The sequence below is a fragment of the Streptomyces sp. ADI96-02 genome (assembly GCF_003846185.1).
Lineage (GTDB): Bacteria > Actinomycetota > Actinomycetes > Streptomycetales > Streptomycetaceae > Streptomyces.
The window spans coordinates 2,257,697-2,274,469 of sequence record NZ_ML123034.1 but is presented as its reverse complement, the minus strand read 5'-3'; the positions used below and the strand labels follow the sequence as shown (position 1 = coordinate 2,274,469).

General features: G+C 74.7%; 14 protein-coding genes, 1 tRNA gene and 2 pseudogenes. 13 read left to right on the top strand and 4 right to left on the bottom strand.

What is annotated here, in order from left to right; genetic code table 11:
• The first annotated feature begins 27 nt into the window (after positions 1–27).
• The 4 genes from EES43_RS09900 to EES43_RS09885 all read left to right on the top strand — a co-directional run bounded on the left by EES43_RS09900 (position 28) and on the right by EES43_RS09885 (position 3,875).
• Positions 28–1,500: a sodium:solute symporter family protein gene (locus EES43_RS09900; protein ID WP_124271874.1), complete on the top strand. Its 1,473-nt coding sequence runs from the start codon at positions 28–30 to the stop codon at positions 1,498–1,500.
• A 204-nt stretch (positions 1,501–1,704) separates the two neighbouring features.
• Positions 1,705–2,037: a DUF6412 domain-containing protein gene (locus EES43_RS09895; protein ID WP_124268394.1), complete on the top strand. Its 333-nt coding sequence runs from the start codon at positions 1,705–1,707 to the stop codon at positions 2,035–2,037.
• 106 nt (positions 2,038–2,143) lie between these two features.
• Complete coding sequence (locus EES43_RS09890; RefSeq protein ID WP_124268393.1) at positions 2,144–2,911, top strand: YidC/Oxa1 family membrane protein insertase; 768 nt, start codon at positions 2,144–2,146, stop codon at positions 2,909–2,911.
• A 103-nt stretch (positions 2,912–3,014) separates the two neighbouring features.
• Entirely contained in the window at positions 3,015–3,875 is an 861-nt protein-coding gene (locus tag EES43_RS09885; protein WP_124268392.1) for a fumarylacetoacetate hydrolase family protein, read from the top strand.
• Positions 3,876–4,113: 238 nt separating this feature from the next.
• On the opposite strand, the gene EES43_RS09880 is transcribed toward EES43_RS09885, so the two are convergent.
• Both EES43_RS09880 and EES43_RS09875 read right to left on the bottom strand, forming a co-directional pair.
• Complete coding sequence (locus tag EES43_RS09880) at positions 4,114–4,593, bottom strand: heme-degrading domain-containing protein (RefSeq protein WP_124268391.1); 480 nt, start codon at positions 4,591–4,593, stop codon at positions 4,114–4,116.
• The gene (locus tag EES43_RS09875) at positions 4,590–5,696 is read right to left on the bottom strand and encodes a Gfo/Idh/MocA family oxidoreductase (RefSeq protein ID WP_124268390.1); all 1,107 of its coding nucleotides are present in this window, start codon (positions 5,694–5,696) and stop codon (positions 4,590–4,592) included. Before EES43_RS09875 ends, EES43_RS09880 begins: the two co-directional genes overlap by 4 nt.
• 73 nt (positions 5,697–5,769) lie before the next feature.
• Here EES43_RS09875 and EES43_RS09870 point away from each other — a divergent pair, with 73 nt between their 5' ends.
• Positions 5,770–6,879 carry an ROK family transcriptional regulator gene (locus EES43_RS09870; protein ID WP_124268389.1) on the top strand — a complete coding sequence of 370 codons (1,110 nt, stop codon included), beginning with the start codon at positions 5,770–5,772 and terminating at the stop codon, positions 6,877–6,879.
• A gap of 260 nt (positions 6,880–7,139) precedes the next feature.
• Positions 7,140–8,327, top strand: a complete 1,188-nt coding sequence (locus tag EES43_RS09865; RefSeq protein WP_124268388.1) for a peptidase — start codon at positions 7,140–7,142, stop codon at positions 8,325–8,327.
• Between the two features lie 55 nt (positions 8,328–8,382).
• Here EES43_RS09865 and EES43_RS09860 read toward each other — a convergent pair whose 3' ends face one another.
• Entirely contained in the window at positions 8,383–9,162 is a 780-nt protein-coding gene (locus EES43_RS09860; RefSeq protein ID WP_124268387.1) for an HAD-IIA family hydrolase, read from the bottom strand.
• A gap of 255 nt (positions 9,163–9,417) precedes the next feature.
• Between EES43_RS09860 and EES43_RS09855 the strand changes: the two genes are divergently transcribed.
• The 3 genes and pseudogenes from EES43_RS09855 to EES43_RS31835 all read left to right on the top strand — a co-directional run.
• Positions 9,418–10,014 carry a hypothetical protein gene (locus EES43_RS09855; RefSeq protein ID WP_124268386.1) on the top strand — a complete coding sequence of 199 codons (597 nt, stop codon included), beginning with the start codon at positions 9,418–9,420 and terminating at the stop codon, positions 10,012–10,014.
• Between the two features lies 1 nt (position 10,015).
• Positions 10,016–10,705 carry a class F sortase gene (locus EES43_RS09850; RefSeq protein WP_124268385.1) on the top strand — a complete coding sequence of 230 codons (690 nt, stop codon included), beginning with the start codon at positions 10,016–10,018 and terminating at the stop codon, positions 10,703–10,705.
• A gap of 74 nt (positions 10,706–10,779) precedes the next feature.
• Positions 10,780–10,944: pseudogene (locus EES43_RS31835) on the top strand (endoglucanase); the annotation flags it as partial.
• A 191-nt stretch (positions 10,945–11,135) separates the two neighbouring features.
• Here EES43_RS31835 and EES43_RS09840 read toward each other — a convergent pair.
• Positions 11,136–11,209: transfer RNA gene (locus EES43_RS09840), tRNA-Lys, on the bottom strand.
• A gap of 184 nt (positions 11,210–11,393) precedes the next feature.
• On the opposite strand from EES43_RS09840, the gene EES43_RS30975 reads away from it, so the two are divergent.
• The 4 genes and pseudogenes from EES43_RS30975 to EES43_RS09825 all read left to right on the top strand — a co-directional run bounded on the left by EES43_RS30975 (position 11,394) and on the right by EES43_RS09825 (position 16,695).
• The gene (locus tag EES43_RS30975; RefSeq protein WP_206430020.1) at positions 11,394–12,740 is read left to right on the top strand and encodes a peptidoglycan-binding protein; all 1,347 of its coding nucleotides are present in this window, start codon (positions 11,394–11,396) and stop codon (positions 12,738–12,740) included.
• Between the two features lie 188 nt (positions 12,741–12,928).
• Positions 12,929–14,224, top strand: a pseudogene (locus EES43_RS09835) (SPFH domain-containing protein); the annotation flags it as partial.
• 192 nt (positions 14,225–14,416) lie between these two features.
• Complete coding sequence (locus tag EES43_RS09830; protein ID WP_124268383.1) at positions 14,417–15,007, top strand: lytic polysaccharide monooxygenase auxiliary activity family 9 protein; 591 nt, start codon at positions 14,417–14,419, stop codon at positions 15,005–15,007.
• 26 nt (positions 15,008–15,033) lie between these two features.
• Positions 15,034–16,695, top strand: a complete 1,662-nt coding sequence (locus tag EES43_RS09825) for an AMP-binding protein (protein WP_124268382.1) — start codon at positions 15,034–15,036, stop codon at positions 16,693–16,695.
• The last annotated feature ends 78 nt before the right edge of the window (positions 16,696–16,773 follow it).

Genomic DNA, 16,773 nt, shown 5'->3' with positions numbered 1-16,773 from the left:
GTCGCCACCGCCGTCTTCGCCGCCTTCATGGTCGCCACCGTCGTCCTCGGCCTGCTCGCCCTGCGCGGGCGCGGTGCCGGCGGCGGGCTCGCCGAGTGGTCCGTCGGCGGGCGGAGCCTGGGCCCGGTCTTCATCTGGGTGCTGATGGCGGGCGAGGGCTACACCAGCTTCAGCTACCTCGGAGCGGCCGGCTGGGGCTACAACTACGGGGCTCCCGTCCTGTACGTCGTCGCGTACATGTCCTGCGGCTACGCGATCGGTTACGTCGTCGGGCCGATGCTCTGGCGGTACGCGCGGCAGCACGGCCTCGTCGGGATCACCGACATGGTGGCGCACCGCTTCGGGCGGCCCTGGCTCGGCGCGGTGGTCGCGGTGCTCGCCACCGTCTTCCTGCTGCCGTACATCCAGCTCCAGATCACCGGCATGGGCGTCGTCCTGTCCACCGTCTCCTACGGGGCCGTCAGCCTGAACTGGGCCTACTTCGCCGCCTTCGCCGTCACCACCGCCTTCGTCGTGGTCAGCGGACTGCGCGGCAGCGCCTGGGTGTCCGTGCTCAAGGACGTCCTGGTCATCGCGACTCTGGGGTTCCTCGCGCTGTACGTGCCGCTGCACTACTTCGACGGGTACGGGCCCTTCCTCGACCGGCTCGTCGCGCAGAAGAGCGAGTGGCTGACCCTCCCGGGGCACGGGGGCGGCGACAGCGGGCTGGGGGAGGCGTGGTTCATCAGCACGTCCTTCCTGAACTCGCTGACCGTGGTGATCTTCCCGACCACCGTCGCCGGGTACCTCGGCGCGCGGAACGCCGACGCGCTGCGCCGCAACGCCCTGTACCTGCCCGCCTACAACGTCCTGCTGTTCGTGCCGATGCTGCTCGGCATGGCAGCGCTGTTCGTGGTGCCGGGGCTCGCGGGCGCGGAGTCGAACCTCGCGCTGTTCAAGCTGGTCGTCGACTCGCTGCCGGCCTGGGCGGTCGGTGTCATCGGGGTCGCCGCCGCGCTCTCCTCCATCGTGCCCATGGCCGTGTTCATGCTGGTCATCGGGACGATGTGGGGGCGGAGCGTGCTGTCGCTGACCCCGCGCTTCGCGCAGCGGCAGAAGTCCGCCGCGCAGGTCGTCGTGGTCGCGGCGGGCGGGCTCGCGCTGCTCCTCACGTACACCGCGCCGAACACCCTGGTACGCCTCTCCCTCATCTCGTACGAGGGGATGGCGCAGCTGTTGCCGATGGTGCTGCTCGCCCTGGTCTGGCGGCGGCTCACCTTCCGGGGCGCGTTCAGCGGGCTGGTCGTGGGCGTGGCCGCGGTCTGCGTGCTCGTCTTCACCGGGAACGATCCGGTGTGGGGCGTCAACGCCGGGCTCGTCGCCCTCGCCGCCAACCTGGCGGTCGCGCTGGCCGTCACCTTCGCCGGGCGTCCGGACGCGGACCCGAGGCCGGACGCCGAGGTGCTGGCGAGCGACGAGGTGGAGGGGAAGGAGGCAGACCGGCTCGACGCCCCGGTGTGACCCGGGTCATCGTGTATAACGAACGGAGTGCCGCAGACGCGTACGGGTGACGTCCGCGCCTCCGGCGGAAGGCCCCGGCGGGAAGCGGTACGGGACCGGCCGGGAGCGGTACAGGACCGGCCGGAAGCCGTACAGGACCGGCCGGAAGCCGTACAGGACCCGGCCGTGAGCGACGGCGCCACGGAGCGGAGAAGGGAGAGGCCGGTGCGGGACACCAACCCCCTGCGTCACGCCTTCGCCCGGCTGCTGCGCCCCGCGGGCCTGCTCGTCCTCCTCCTCGCCGACGTCCTGCTCGCCGAGGGCGGCGGCCTCTCCGCCGCGGTCGCGCTCGCCGCCACCGCCGCGGCCGGCTCCGCGCTCCTCGCCTGCTCCGTCATCAGCGCCCGCTGCGCGCCCCCGGTGCCCCGCACCCGGGTCCGTACGGCCATCAGGGACCGGGAGCAGCGCACCGCGTTCCTCCCGCAACGCGACCCCGACGCCCGGGGCCGCACCAGGCCCCGGGCACCCGGGCGCGCCCTCCTGACGGCCGCCGCGTAGGGCTTCCGCCCCCTCTCCTCCACAGGGCGCGACCCCGCGCGGGTCGTCATGCCGAGTACCCGTACGTACGTCTCCCGGCACGACGAGACCCCCGGAGGGCTCACCCATGTCCGCGTTCATGTCCGCCTTCGCGAGCCTGGTCGGCTCGCTCGCCGACCTCTTGCAGCCGCTGTTCCAGACGGCGTCCACCGCCGCCGCCATCGTCCTGTTCACCGCACTCGTACGGCTTGCCGTGCATCCCCTGTCGCGGGCCGCGGCGCGCGGGCAGAAGGCCCGCACCCGGCTCCAGCCGCAGATCGCCGAGCTGCGCAAGAAGCACGGCAAGAACCCCGAGCGGATGCAGAAGGCCATCATGGAGCTGCACGCGGCCGAGAAGGTCTCGCCGCTCTCCGGATGCCTGCCGAGCCTGCTCCAGATGCCCGCGTTCTTCCTGCTCTACCACCTCTTCTCCAGCGGCAGCATCGGCGGCGAGCCCAACGCGCTGCTCGGCCACGACCTGCTCGGCGCACCGCTGGGCGCGCGCTGGCACGACGCCCTCGCGGACGGCGGGCTCTTCGGCGCGCAGGGGCTGGTCTACCTCGGCCTGTTCGCGATCGTCGCCGCCGTGGCCACCTTCAGCTACACCCGCACCAAGCGGCAGATGGCCGCCAACCCGATGACGCCCGTCACCGGGCCGGACGGGCAGCCGGTCCCCGGCTTCGGCGCGATGACCAGGCTGATGCCGCTGCTCTCCTTCGCGACCCTGATCACCGTGGCCGTCGTCCCGCTCGCCGCAGCCCTGTACGTCGTCACGACCACCACCTGGACGGCGATCGAGCGGGCCTGGCTCTACCGCGACCTGGTCCCCGGCGGCGCCGTGGCCACCGCGGCCTGAACGGGGTCTTGCGGAGTGATCGCCCGTCTTGGAGGATCGGCCGAGCCCTTCGCCGGCCGCACCCGGCCGACGGGCCTCACCTCGAACAGGAGGAGCTGGACCGTTGAAACTGCTTCGCGTCGGTACGGCGGGCGCCGAGCGCCCCGCGCTTCTCGACCGGGACGGGACGCTGCGCGATCTCTCGGCGCTCGTCCCCGACATCGACGGCGACCTGCTCGCCGACGCGTCCGCGCTCGCCCGGGTGCGGGCGGCGGCGGAATCGCCCGGCGTGCTGCCGGCGCTGGACCCGGCGGGGCTGCGGATCGGCCCGCCGCTGGGCCGCATCGGCAAGATCGTGTGCATCGGGCTGAACTACCACGACCACGCCGCCGAGACGGGCGCGGAGATACCCGCCGAACCGATCCTGTTCCTCAAGGCTCCGGACACCGTCGTCGGCCCCGACGACACCGTCCTCGTCCCGCGCGGCAGCCGCAAGACCGACTGGGAGGTCGAGCTGGCCGTGGTCGTCGGCCGGACCGCCCGCTACCTGGAGACCGCCGAGGAGGGTCTGGCGCACGTAGCCGGGTACGCGGTGGCGCACGACGTGTCGGAGCGGGAGTTCCAGATCGAGCGCGGCGGCACCTGGGACAAGGGCAAGAACTGCGAGACGTTCAACCCGCTGGGCCCGTGGCTGGTCACCGCGGACGAGGTGCCCGACCCGCAGGCCCTGCCGCTGCGGCTCTGGGTCAACGGCGAGCTGAAGCAGGACGGCAGCACCGCCGGGCAGATCTTCCCGGTCGGCGAGGTCGTCCGCTACCTCAGCCACTTCATGACGCTCCGCCCGGGCGACGTGATCAACACCGGCACACCCGCCGGGGTCGCCATGGGGCGGCCGGAGCCGAAGCCGTACCTCCGGGCCGGCGACGTGGTGGAGCTGGAAGTGGGCGGGCTGGGCCGGCAGCGGCAGGAGCTGAAGGACGCGTAGCGCCCCGCTGCGGGCACCTCGGCCCCGGCCCCGGTCCGTGCCCCGGCCTCGGTCCGTGCCCCGGCCCCGGTCCGCATCCCGTTTCCGAGGCGAGGGCGAGGGCAGGGCCGGGTCCGGGGCCGTGCCGCCCCCCAGGTTTACGAGGCCGGGGCCGGGGCGCCCGCCCCGCGTCCGAGGCCGCCCTGCGTCCGAGGCCGCCCTGCGTCCGAGGCCGCCCTGCGTCCGAGGCCGCCCCGGCTCAGGCGCCCCGCGCCGCCGTGAACCGCTCCAGGGCCTCGACCACCATCGCGTGGTCCTCCGCCTGCGGCAGGCCGGACACCGTGACCGTGCCGATCACGCCCGCGCCCTCCACCGCGATCGGGAACGAACCGCCGTGCGCGGCGTACGTGTCCGGGTCCAGGCGCGAGGACTCCTCGAACGTCGTCCCCTTCGCGCGGAACCGGCTGCCGACCAGGTACGAGCTCTCGCCGTACCGCTCGACGACCCGGCGCTTGCGGTCGATCCACGCGTCGTTGTCCGCACTGGAACCGGGCAGCGCCGCGTGGAACACCTGCTGCGCGCCGCGCCGGATGTCGATCGCCACCGGCGCGTGCCGATCCCGCGCGATCGATACCAGCAGCCCGCCGAGCGCGTAGGCGTCGTCGTAGCCGAAGTGCGCCAGCGTCAGCCGCCGCTCCTGGGCGATCAGTTCGGAGATGGTCGGGGAAGTGGTGCTCATGCGTGCTGCTCCTCGTCGTGGTGGGGCAGAAGCGTGACGGAGACGCCTTCGCGGGCCGAGCGGCGGGCGGCCTCCAGGACATCGAGCGCCGCAGCCGCCTGGACGGCGGTGACCGGGTTCTCGCCGTCGCCGCGCAGGGCGGCGGCCACGGCCGCGTAGTACGCCGGGTAGTCGCCGGGCAGGGTGCGGACCGGGACGCCGCCGCCGGTCAGCGGGGACTCGCCGGAACCGAGCCGGCCCCACAGCTCCTCGGGCTCCTCGCCCCACGGCTCGCCCGCCGCCGGACGCAGCCCCTCGCGCAGGGCGGCCTCCTGCGGGTCCAGGCCGTACTTCACATAGCCGGCCCGCGAGCCGAGGACCCGGAAACGCGGGCCGAGCTGGGCCGTGGTGGCGCTGACGTACAGGTGCGAGCGCACCCCGTTCGCGTGGGTGACGGCGATGAACGTGTCGTCGTCGGCCGCCGCACCCGGACGGCGTACGTCGGACTCGGCGTACACCTGGACGGCCGGGCCGAACAGCGCCAGCGCCTGGTCGACGACATGGCTGCCCAGATCGTAGAGCAGACCGCCGATCTCCTCCGGATCGCCCGACTCGCGCCAGCCGCCCTTCGGCTGCGGACGCCACCGCTCGAACCGCGACTCGAAGCGCTGCACCTCGCCCAGCTCGCCCTCGGCGAGCAGGCCGGCCAGCGTGCGGAAGTCGTTGTCCCAGCGGCGGTTCTGGAAGACCGAGAGCAGCAGCCCGCGCTCCTTCGCCAGGGCCGCCAGCTCACGCGCCTCGGCGGCGCTCCCGGCGACCGGCTTGTCCACGACCACGGGCAGCCCGGCCCTCAGCGCGGCCGTCGCGAGCGGGACGTGTGTCTTGTTCGGGGTGGCGATCACGACGAGGTCGAGCTCGTCGGCGCGGTCCCACAGCTCGTCGGGCGAGGCCGCGAACCGGACGTCGGGGAAGGCGTCCCGGGCCTCGGCCCGGCGCTGCTCGTCCGACGTGACGACCGTGTCGAGGACCAGGCCCTCGGTCGTCGAGATCAGCGGGGCGTGGAAGACGGAGCCGGCCAGGCCGTAGCCGACGAGAGCGACGCGGAGGGGGGCGTTGGCAGTCATGCCGACCACTTAAGCAACGCTGTTGCCAAAGTGCAAGCGACCGGCACAATGGGACGGTGAACAGGAGTGAGCCGTGAACCGGAGCAGTACGAAGGCCCAGGCGGGGGCCAACCTTCCGGCGCTGCGCCACCACAACGCCGCACTGGTTCTCGACCTGCTGCGGGCGGCCGGGGCGGAGGGCGTGAGCCGGCTGGAGCTGGCCGAGCGCACCGGCCTCACCCCGCAGGCCGTCAGCAAGATCACCGCGCGGCTGCGGGCGGAGGGGCTGGCCGTCGGCGCGGGCCTGCGCCCCTCCACGGGAGGCAAGCCCCGTACGGTGCTGCGCCTGGTCCCGGACGCGCGCTTCGCCGTCGGACTGCACCTGGACCGCGACGGGCTGACCGCCGTCCTGGTCGACCTGGCGGGCCGCCCGGTCGCGGTCAGCAGCGCGCCGCTGGACTTCGGAGCGCCGGCGGACCGGGTCCTCGCGGACGCGGCGGACGCGGTGCGGGACCTGCGGGCCGCCGAGCCGCGCAGACCGGTGCTCGGGGTCGGCGTCGCCGCGCCCGGTCCGCTGGACCACCGCAACGGCGTACTGCACCGGGTCACCGGCTTCCCGCAGTGGGACGGCTATCCGCTGCGCGACGCGCTGGCCGAGCGGACCGGGCTGCCCGTGGTCGTCGACAAGGACACCAACGCCGCCGCCCTCGCCCTCGCCCTGGACGACCCGGGCGGCGACTTCGCCTACCTGCACCTCGGGACGGGGCTCGGCGCGGGCCTGGTGCTGGGCGGCGAGGTGCACCGGGGCGCGCGGACGGGGGCCGGCGAGTTCGGCCACCAGACGCTCCAGTTGGACGGGCCGTCGTGCGAGTGCGGGGGCCGGGGCTGCGTCGAGGCGCTGTGCCTGGCCGCCGAGGCGCGCGGCGACCGGGCCGAGGCCGCGCGGGTCCTGGGCATGGGCGCGGCCAACCTGGTCGGGCTGCTCGACATCGACCGGGTGGTCCTGGGCGGCCGTACGGTGGCCGCCGACGAGGACGCCTACGTACGGGGAGTACGGGCCGTCATCGAGGAGCGGGCCGCGCGCGGCGGTACGGGGGCGGGCGTGTCCGTCACAGCGGCGCGCGGCGGCGACCGGCCCGTGGCGGAGGGGGCGGCGCAGTTGGTGCTGGCCCCGGTGTTCGGGCGGGTGGGCGGTGGTCTGTGAGGAGCAGCTGTGAGGAAGCTCCGCGAGGGGCCCCGTGAGGACGTTCTGTGCGGCAGCTTCGCGTGCGGGGCCGGGAACGGGAGCGGGAGCGGGGGCGGGGGCGGGATCACCTGACCGGCAGTCGAGAACTGCCAGTCAGGTGATCATATTAATTGTGTCGGCATGTCGACTCTTCGCTCTCGCGCGCGCGTGACAGTGTCGCCGACCGGGGCCACGCCCCCACGCCCCGGTCGTTCGCGAACAGCGAAGGGTGTTCCTCCATGCCTCCCTCCACCCCCGCACGGCTGCACGACGGCCGTGCCCGCACCGCCGCCCTCGGGCTGGCCGCCGGGATCGCGGTGCCGGTCCTCCTCGGCGGTCCACAGGCCGCCGCACTCCCGTCCCTCGCCCGCGCCGCGTCCGTGGCCGCCGAGGAGCAGCCGGGCTGCGGCGACACCGGAGCCAGGGCCTTCCCCATCAAGACCCGCATCCACGACGCGCCGGACACCTATGCCTCGGGCGGCGGATTCGGCACCTGGCTCCTCGACCTCACCAACACCACCTCCGCGCCCTGCCGCGCCCTGCACCCGGTGCTCGTCCTGACGGACCGGGACCGCGAACTGGCCTCCGAGCAGATCCGGTTGACGTTCAGCGAACCCGCCCGGCCCGGGACCGAGCACCGGGTCAGCTGGGAGACCACCGACCGGGACGAGCAGATCGGGGTGTTCGACGGCGGCGACCCGGACGGGGACTTCCTCGGCATCACGGTCCCCGCCGGACGTACCGTCACCGTCCGCGTCCGGATGGCGTTCACCTCCGACACCCGGCCCGCCCGTGTCACCGCCCACGCCGCCGTCGTCCAGCGCCGCCACCAGGACCGGGCGAAGGGCGGCGGACGCGACGACGGCGAATGGGTGGGGGAGTCGGGCGCGTACGCGTTCGAGGTCGTCGACGGGGTCACGGGCCGCCGGCCCGAGCCGGACGCCACGCCGCCGGAACGCGCCGAGCCGCACCCCACACCGTCTCCGGCCGCGCCGTCGCGCCCCGCGCCGCCGGACGACGCCACGCCACCACCGCCCCCCGTACCGCCGGACGCCACCGCTCCCGGCGTCGGCAAGGAGCGCCTCCCGGCGGGCGAGGCGGACCCCGACCCCGATCGCGACTCCGACCCTGGATCCGGCACCCGGCCACCGGTCCCGCCCACCTCACCAGTGCCGTCCATCCCGTCCATCCCGTCCGCCCCGTCCATCCCGCCGGACGGCGGCGTCGGCACGGTCCCGGGCACCGGACGCGACGGGGACGCGGACGGTCCCGGCCGCCCGCCCGGCGACGCCGGGCACCCGCTGCCCGAACTCGCCCGCACCGGCTCCGCCCGGCCCGTCCGGACCGGAGCCGCCGCCGGGGCGCTGATCATCTGCGGCGGCGCGCTCGTCCTGCGGGCGCGCCGGATGCGCCGCGACCACGGCTGAGGGGGCGGGCACTCCTGCCGGGCGGCGGCGCGACCTCGTACGGGGGCCGCCGCCGTCAGACCAGGTCGACCAGGTCCGCGATCGAGTCGACGATCTCGGTCGGCCGGTAGGGGTACCGCTCCACTTCCCCCGCCGCCGTCAGACCCGTCAGCACGAGGAACGTCTGCATGCCCGCCTCCAGCCCCGCGAGCACGTCCGTGTCCATGCGGTCGCCGATCATCGCGGACGCCTCGGAGTGCGCCCCGATGACGTTCAGCCCCGTCCGCATCATCAGCGGGTTCGGCTTGCCGACGAAGTACGGCTCCTTGCCCGTCGCCTTCGTGATCAGGGCCGCCACCGAGCCGGTCGCGGGCAGGGCGCCCTGGGGCGAGGGGCCGGTGTTGTCAGGGTTGGTGGCGATGAACCGGGCGCCGTTGTCGATCAGCCGGATCGCCTTGGTCAGCGCCTCGAACGAGTACGTCCGCGTCTCGCCCAGGATGACGAACTCGGGCTCGTGGTCCGTCATGACGTATCCCACGTCGTGCAGCGCCGTCGTCAGGCCGGCCTCGCCGATGACGTAGGCCGTGCCCCCGGGGTGCTGGCTGTCCAGGAACCGGGCCGTGGCCAGCGCCGAGGTCCAGATGTTCTCCACCGGGACGTCGAGGCCGATCCGGTTCAGCCGCGCGTGCAGGTCGCGTGCCGTGTAGATCGAGTTGTTCGTCAGCACGAGGAACGGCTTGCCGGAGTCCCGGAGCTTCCTGATGAACGCGTCCGCCCCCGGGATGGGAACGCCCTCGTGCATCAGCACGCCGTCCATGTCGGTGAGCCACGAGTCGATGGGCTTGCGATCTGTCATGGGTGCGGGCTCCCTGCCGTACGCGGACCTCGGACGACCATGCTATTCAGTCATCCCGGACCGGGCCCGCGAGGGGCGGGGCCGCCCCGCAGCCGTCCGCCCGGACCCCCGCTGTGACGTGCTCGGCTCTCCCGCTGTCACGCGCTCGATGTCCCGCCCGATCGCCCGATCGCCCGATCGCCCGCTCGCCCGAACGGGCGAGTGCGGATGCGGACCGGGGTCGCAGCCGTGAACCTTCCCACAGGAGGTTTCACGATGCGTTCACTGCCCCTTACGTTCTGTGCCGCGACGGCCGTCGCGCTCATAGCCCTGCCCGCGCCCGCCGCCCTCGCGTCCCCGGCGGTTCCTGCCGCCCCAGCCGCCCCGGCAGCTCCCGCCGCTCCGGCCGGTGACGGGAACCGAGGCCACGTCCAGGTCACCCCGTCCACGATCGCCCCGGGCGGGCGGGTGGAACTCTGGGTCGACAGCTGCGGCAAGGCCCGGCACGCCGAGGGCGTCTCCGACGCCTTCGTCTCGGACGTCCGCTTCAGACCCGCCGACGAGCAGGGCCTCTTCGCCGAGGCCACCGTCCGCTTCGACGCCGAGCCCCGCTCCTACGAGGTCCGGGTGCGGTGCGCGGACGGCCGGGGCCGGGCGACGGGCACCCTCACCGTCGTCCACCACAGCCGCCCCTCGCCCGTGGCCCCGGTGAAGGCGGGCGGCGGAGGGGCCGCCACCCTCGCCGAACGCTCCGCCGAGTCCCAGGGCCCCGGCACCCGGCACGCGGTGATCGGGCTGGTGCTCGCGGCCGTCGCCGCGGTCGCCGTCGCCCTGCGCACCTCGCGCCGCCGCCGCGACCCGGCCGCGGACTGACGTGTCCGGGCGGAGCGGCCCGGCGGGGACCGGGCGGCTGTGCACCGGAGTGGCGTGGGCCGTGCTGCTGCTCGGCCTCTGGCTCTGGGGCCGCGAGGCCGCGGACGGGCCCGGCGGCCGGTCGGCGCCCACGACCGGCGACATCGCCGCCGTCGGCCGGCCGTTCGGCGCACCGCTGCCGCCGGCCCGCGACCCGCTGGGCGGCGCGGCCCCGCGGCGCGTGGAGATCCCCTCGGTGGGGATCGAGGCGCCGGTCGTCCCGCGCGGGCTCGACCGGGACGGGGCCGTCGACCCGCCGCCGTTCGCACAGCCGCGTACGGTCGGCTGGTACGGCCGGGGCGCGGAGCCCGGCACCGCGGGCGCGGCTCTGTTCGTGGGGCACGTCGACACCGCGACGAAGCCGGCCGTCTTCTACGGGCTCAGCTCCGTGCGGCCGGGCGAGAGGATCCGGGTGACCCGGTCCGACGGCAGCGTGGCCGAGTTCACCGTGGACGACGTCCAGGTCGTCACCCGGGAGCGCTTCGACGCCGAGAAGGCGTACGGGCCCCGCGAGGACGGCCGGGCCGAGCTGCGGCTGATCACCTGCGGCGGGACGTACGACCGGGAGACCCGGTCCTACACCGCGAACGTGGTGGTCTCCGCCTACCTGACCGGCGCACGCGACGCGGCGGAGCACCACGGCCGCGTCTGAGCGGGTCCGGGGCGGGGCGTTCCGAGAGGCCCCGGCGGGCCCCGGACCGGAGCCCGCCGGGGACGACGACGGGCCTGCGAGTCACCGGCACGGCGGCGGCGGTCGGGGCGCTCCTGCTGCTGGCGGGATGTTCCGGTGACGGGGAGGGCGGCGGCAAGGGCAGCGCACAGCCCGTCCAGCAGCAGCCCAGGGAGCGCGACCCGTACTGGGTCAACCTCGACGGCGACGCGGCCCGCCGGGCTGGTGCGTGACGTCGCGCTCTGCTGATCCAACTGTACGGACCGCCGGCCCTCTTGGGGGCCGAAGCTCCCAGACGGATGGTCCGGAACCGAAACTGCCGTCGGGAGCCGTCGGCCAGGAGCCGTCGGCCGGGAAGGAGAGGAAACGGTCAAGGCCCCCTCACGCTCGGTGAGGGGGCCTTGACTGTGCGTGCGCCGTCAGGGACTCGAACCCCGGACCCGCTGATTAAGAGTCAGCTGCTCTAACCAACTGAGCTAACGGCGCTCGCTGACCTGGAGAACTTTACCCGATCTCGGCGGGTGCTCCGAACCATTCACCGGCCGCCACGCCCTGTTGGATAGTCGTTTTTTCCAATAAATCCGTCAAAATGGGATAGGTCGGGAGAGTTGAGACACTGACGTCCGTGGCAGACCGCCCAGAGATCTTGACGAGTGCGGAGGGGATTCGCATGAGTGTGCCGGTCTTCGAGGAGTACGAACCCGCCGTCGACTGCGTCTGCGCGGGGTGCGCCCTCCGGCGGCGCGGCGCCGCGCGGACGCCGGTGAGCCGCGGCGGTCACCCGGCCGCACACGGAGCCCGCCGGGCCCTGGTCCTGGCCACCGCCGCCGGTGTGGTCCTCTCCTGCGGCGCGACGGGCGCCGCCGCTGCCGCGGGCCACGCGCCACGGGTCGCCAGGCCCGACACGGACACCGGACCCGGAACGGGCACGGACGCCGCCGGCCCGGACACCGACCCGGACACCGGCACGGAACCGGCCTCTCCGCAGGGCAGGCGGGGCCCGCTGATGGGGACCGGCGCGTCGGGCCCGCCGTCCGCCGGCGCCGCGCCGCGCACCACGACCCGGGCCGACATCATCGGCCGGGCCCGGAAGTGGGTGACCGCCCAGGTGCCGTACAGCATGGAGAAGTACTGGTCGGACGGGTACCGCCAGGACTGCTCCGGCTATGTGTCGATGGCCTGGGACCTCGGCGGCAACGAATGGACCGGGAGCCTCGCCGACTACGGCACCCGGATCGCCCGCGCCGACCTCGAACCCGGAGACATCCTCCTCTTCCACAACCCGGCCGACCCGTCCCGGGGCTCCCACGTCACGATCTTCGGCGGCTGGGCCGACGGCGGCCGCACCCACTACATCGCCTACGAGCAGACGCGCCCGCACACGCGGAGGCAGTCGACGCCGATGGCGTACTGGAACAACTCCGACCGCTACGTCGCCTACCGGTACAAGGGCGTGGAAGGCGGTTCGCCGGGCGGGGGCGGGGGCTCCTCCGCCGCCTTCCCCGGCGCCGGACGCTTCGGCCCCGGGGCGGACAACGCCGACGTGACCCGGCTCGGCAGGATGCTCGCCGCACGCGGCGGCAAGCGCTTCTACGCGGTCGGCCCCGGGCCCGTCTGGTCGGCGGCGGACCAGCGCGCGACCCGGGCGTTCCAACGGGCACAGGGGTGGCGGGGCGCGCAGGCCGACGGGATTCCGGGGCCGGAGACCTGGCGGCTGCTGGTGGGCGGCACGGGACGCGACATCCCGGCCGCCGGCACGGGCGGCAGCCCGAATACGGCCGCCGCCTTCCCCGGGCGCGGCTATTTCAAGCCGGGTCAGTCCAACAGCCATGTCGACCGGCTCGGCAGACAGTTGGTGAAGAAGGGATACGGCAAGCACTACGTGTCGGGCCCCGGCCCGCGCTGGACCGAGGCCGACCGCCGCAACGTCGAGGCGTTCCAGCGGGCCCAGGGCTGGCGCGGCGGCGCGGCCGATGGCTATCCGGGGCCGGAGACCTGGCGCCGGCTCTTCGCCTGACGGAAAGGAACCGGGAACCGGTGAACCCAGACCAGAACGACCCTTCCCCCACCGACCACCACCCCCTGACTCCCCCGTTCCGCCCGGCGGGCGGCGGCGGCGCGGGCGGAGCGCCGTCCGCGGCGGACTGGACCCCGCTCCCGGCCTACGGGGCGCGGAGCGGCCCCGGCCCGGCCGAACCCGACCCCGGCCCGGACACCGAGCTGGACCTCGTGCTCGACCTCGCCCCCGGCGACCGCGTCACCTCGGCCGTGTTCTCGGTGCCCGGCACCGCGTTCCCGCCGTCCGCCCCCGCTCCCGCGCCTGTGTCGTCCGCGTCCTCCGCGTCGGCCCCCGTACCGCCGCCGACGGCCCGCCGGCAGCCCGTCATCGCCAACGAGTCGACCGCCACCATCCCCGTGCACCTCCTCTTCCGGGACGATCCGGAGCCCGTCGAGCCCTCCGCGCTGCCCGCCGCCGTCGCCCGCCGGGCCCTCCCGGCACCCGGCGACCGCGGCCCGGCCGGGCCCGCGAGGCCGCCGGTCCCGCGCGCGCCGCGGGCCAGGGTGCTGCCCTCCACCCGGCCGTCGCCGCTCGCCGACCCCCGGCTCGCCGAACGGCCCGGTCCGGTGCTGCCCGGCTGGGCCGCGCTGTTCACCGGGGCGTGCGCCGCCGCCGGCGTGCCGGGCGTCCTGTGGTGGTACGGGGCGCTGCCCGCCGTCGCGGAACGGGCCCTCGGCCTGGCTCCGCGCGCCCACGGGGCCGTCGGCGCGGGCGGCTGGGCCCTGCTGGCGTTCCTGGTCACGGTGGTGCTGTTCGCGCTCGGCGGTCTCGGGCGCGGCCGGGTCGGGTACGCCTGGGTGCTGACGCTGTTCGGCGAGTACCGGGGGAGCGTGCGGCGCACCGGCCTCCTCTGGGTCTCGCCCCTCCTGCTGCGCCGCCGGGTCGACGTACGGCTGCGGCACTGGCGCAGCGAGCCGCTGCCCGCCGTGGACGCCGACGGCGCCGCGCTGCGGGTCGTCGTGCTGGTGGTCTGGCGGATCGAGGACACCGTGCGGGCCGCGCTCGGGATCGCGGACCACGAGGCGTACCTGCGGGCGCAGGTCGAGGCGGCCCTGGCCCGGGTCCTCTCGCAACTGCCCGCCGACGCCTTCCACCAGGATGCCCCGACCCTGCGCGACGCGGAGGCGGTGGGCGACGCGCTGACCCGGGTGCTCCAGGCGGACTGCCGGCCGGCGGGCGTCGAGGTGTACTCGGCGCAGCCGACCGCGATCGAGTACGCCCCGGAGGTGGCGGCGGCGATGCAGCGGCGGCGGATCGCCGCGATCGACGCCCGGCACCGGGACAGCGTGCTGACCTCCGTGGTGGACGCGGTCGACGACACCGTCGACCGCCTCACCGCGCGCGGCATCGTCGAGCTGGACGACTACGAACGCAAGGCGCTCGTCAAGGATCTGACGGTCGCTTTCTACACCGGGCGGACCGGCGGGGGCGACGGGGTCTGAGCGGTCGCCGGGCCTCGGAAGGGGCCCGGGAGCGCCGTGCAGGGCTTCCGGAATCCGATGTCCAGTGGTCTGGACATGTTCACGTCGTGTCAATAATCTATGACCTGGTCTAGACCGCAGAACAACGCACCACGCGCGCGCAGTCGAGCAGTGCTCATGGCACCTCCCCCACGTTCCAGAGGAGCGACAGCAATGCGGAAAAGGGCAAGCGCGGCCGTCATCGGCCTGGCGATAGCGGGCGTCTCGGTGCTCGCGACCAGCAGCGCCAGCAGTCACGGCTACACGGACACACCCATCAGCCGTCAGAAACTCTGCGCCAACGGCACGGTGACGGGCTGCGGCAACATCCAGTGGGAGCCGCAGAGCGTCGAGGGGCCCAAGGGCTTCCCGGCGTCAGGACCCGCCGACGGCAAGATCTGCTCCGGCGGCAACAGCACGTTCTCCCAGCTCGACGACCCGCGCGGCGGCAACTGGCCGGCCACGCAGGTCACCGGGGGGCAGGGCTACAGCTTCCGCTGGCAGTTCACCGCCCGCCACTCCACCAGCGACTTCCGCTACTACATCACCAAGAACGGCTGGGACTCCACCAAGCCGCTCACCCGGGCGGCCCTCGAATCGCAGCCGTTCATGACCGTCCCCTACGGGAACCAGCAGCCGCCGGCCACGCTGACCCACCAGGGCACGATCCCCACCCAGAAGACGGGCAAGCACGTCATCCTGGCCGTCTGGAACGTCGCGGACACCACCAACGCGTTCTACGCGTGCTCGGACGTTAAGTTCTGACGCTCCATCAGTTATCGTGCGGCGCCATGAGGAGTACCGGCACCGTCGCGGAGCTCGTACGACGTCAATGGGGCGACCACCGGCCCGCCCTGAAGCACGGCCCCACCGTGCTCACTCATCACCAGGTGGTCGAGGGCGCCGCCGCACGGGCGGCGCTCCTGGCGGATCTGCTGCCGACGGGCGGCGAACCGCACCTCGCGGTGCTGCTCGACAACACCCCTGAGTTCCCGCTGTGGCTCAGCGCGGCGGCCCTGGCCGGGGCCGCCGTCGCGGGCATCAACCCCACCCGGCGCGGACCCGAGCCGGCCCGCGACATCCTGCACACCGAGGCCCGCGTCCTGATCACCGAGCGCGCCCACCTGCCGCTGCTCGCGGGACTGGAGCTGCCCGGCGTCCGCGTGCTCGTCACGGACACCGAGGCGTACGCCGCCCTGCTCGCCCCGTATGCCGGGGCGCGGCCCGGCGACGCGGTCGTGGCCCCGGTGGGCGGCGACAGCCGGATGCTCCTCTACTTCACCTCCGGATCGACCGGCGCGCCCAAGGCGGCGATCTGCACCCAGGGCCGCCTCGCCGGGGCCGGACACGCGCTGGCCGGCCGCTTCGGCGTGCGCCCGGCGGACGTCCACTACATCTGCATGCCGATGTTCCACGGCAACGCGGTGATGGCCGGCTGGGCCCCCGCCCTGGCCGGCGGCGCGGCCATAGCGCTGCGCCCCCGCTTCTCCGCCTCGGGCTTCCTCGACGACGTGCGCGCGTACGGGGCGACGTACTTCACCTACGTCGGCCGCGCGGTGCAGTACCTGCTGGCCACCCCCGCGCGCCCCGACGACCGCGAGCACTCCCTGCGCCTGGGCTTCGGCACGGAGGCCGGAGCCGTGGACGTGGCCCGCTTCCGCGAGCGGTTCGGCGTGGAGCTGGTCGAGGGATACGGCTCCTCCGAGGGCGGCGCGGCCCTCCAGCGGAGCCCCGACGCCCCGCAGGGCGCGATCGGCCGGCCCGCCCCCGGCGACGACCTCGCCGTCGTCGACCCGGAGAGCGGCGAGGAGCGGGCGGCGGCGCGCTTCGACGGCGGCGGGCGGCTGCTCAACGGGGACGAGGCGATAGGCGAACTGGTCAACCGGGGGCCGACGCCCTTCGAGGGGTACTGGCGCAATCCGGAGGCGGACGCGGCCCGGGTCCGGCGGGGCTGGTACTGGACCGGCGACCTCTTCTACCGCGACGCGGACGGCTTCCTCTACTTCGCGGGCCGCACCGACGACCGGCTGCGCGTCGACGGCGAGAACCTGGCCGCCGCGGCGATCGAGGACATCCTGGCCCGCTGGGACGCGGTGGCGGCGGCAGCCGTCTACGCGGTGCCCGACCCGGTGACCGGGGACCTGGTGATGGCCGCGCTCGCGCTGCGCGAGGGGGCCGCCTTCGACCCGGCCGCCTTCGCCGCCTTCCTGCGCGGCCGGCCGGAACTGGGGACGAAGATGGCCCCGCGGTTCGTCCGGATCGTGCCGCGCATGCCGGTCACCGCCACGAACAAGGTCCACCGGGTGGCGCTGCGCCGGGCGGGCTTCCGCTGCCCGGACCCGGTCTGGTTCGACCGGGACGGGGACGGGACGTACGCGCCGCTGGACGCCGGGGCGCTCGCCGGGCTGCTGGCCCGGTACGCGGAGCACGGGACCCGGCCGCCGGGCGGCTGACCGGGGCGGGCGGGCCCGGCACGGCGCGGGTACAGCACAGTGGGCGGCCTCCGCGAAGGAGACCGCCCACTGGGTGTC

Coding starts and splice junctions, on each gene's coding strand:
- EES43_RS09900 (WP_124271874.1), top strand. CDS start 28: ATGGTCGCCACCGTCGTCCTCGGCCTGCTCGCCCTGCGCGGGCGCGGT.
- EES43_RS09890 (WP_124268393.1), top strand. CDS start 2,144: ATGTCCGCGTTCATGTCCGCCTTCGCGAGCCTGGTCGGCTCGCTCGCC.
- EES43_RS09880 (WP_124268391.1), bottom strand. CDS start 4,593: ATGAGCACCACTTCCCCGACCATCTCCGAACTGATCGCCCAGGAGCGG.
- EES43_RS09875 (WP_124268390.1), bottom strand. CDS start 5,696: ATGACTGCCAACGCCCCCCTCCGCGTCGCTCTCGTCGGCTACGGCCTG.
- EES43_RS09865 (WP_124268388.1), top strand. CDS start 7,140: ATGCCTCCCTCCACCCCCGCACGGCTGCACGACGGCCGTGCCCGCACC.
- EES43_RS09860 (WP_124268387.1), bottom strand. CDS start 9,162: ATGACAGATCGCAAGCCCATCGACTCGTGGCTCACCGACATGGACGGC.
- EES43_RS09855 (WP_124268386.1), top strand. CDS start 9,418: ATGCGTTCACTGCCCCTTACGTTCTGTGCCGCGACGGCCGTCGCGCTC.
- EES43_RS30975 (WP_206430020.1), top strand. CDS start 11,394: ATGAGTGTGCCGGTCTTCGAGGAGTACGAACCCGCCGTCGACTGCGTC.
- EES43_RS09830 (WP_124268383.1), top strand. CDS start 14,417: ATGCGGAAAAGGGCAAGCGCGGCCGTCATCGGCCTGGCGATAGCGGGC.
- EES43_RS09825 (WP_124268382.1), top strand. CDS start 15,034: ATGAGGAGTACCGGCACCGTCGCGGAGCTCGTACGACGTCAATGGGGC.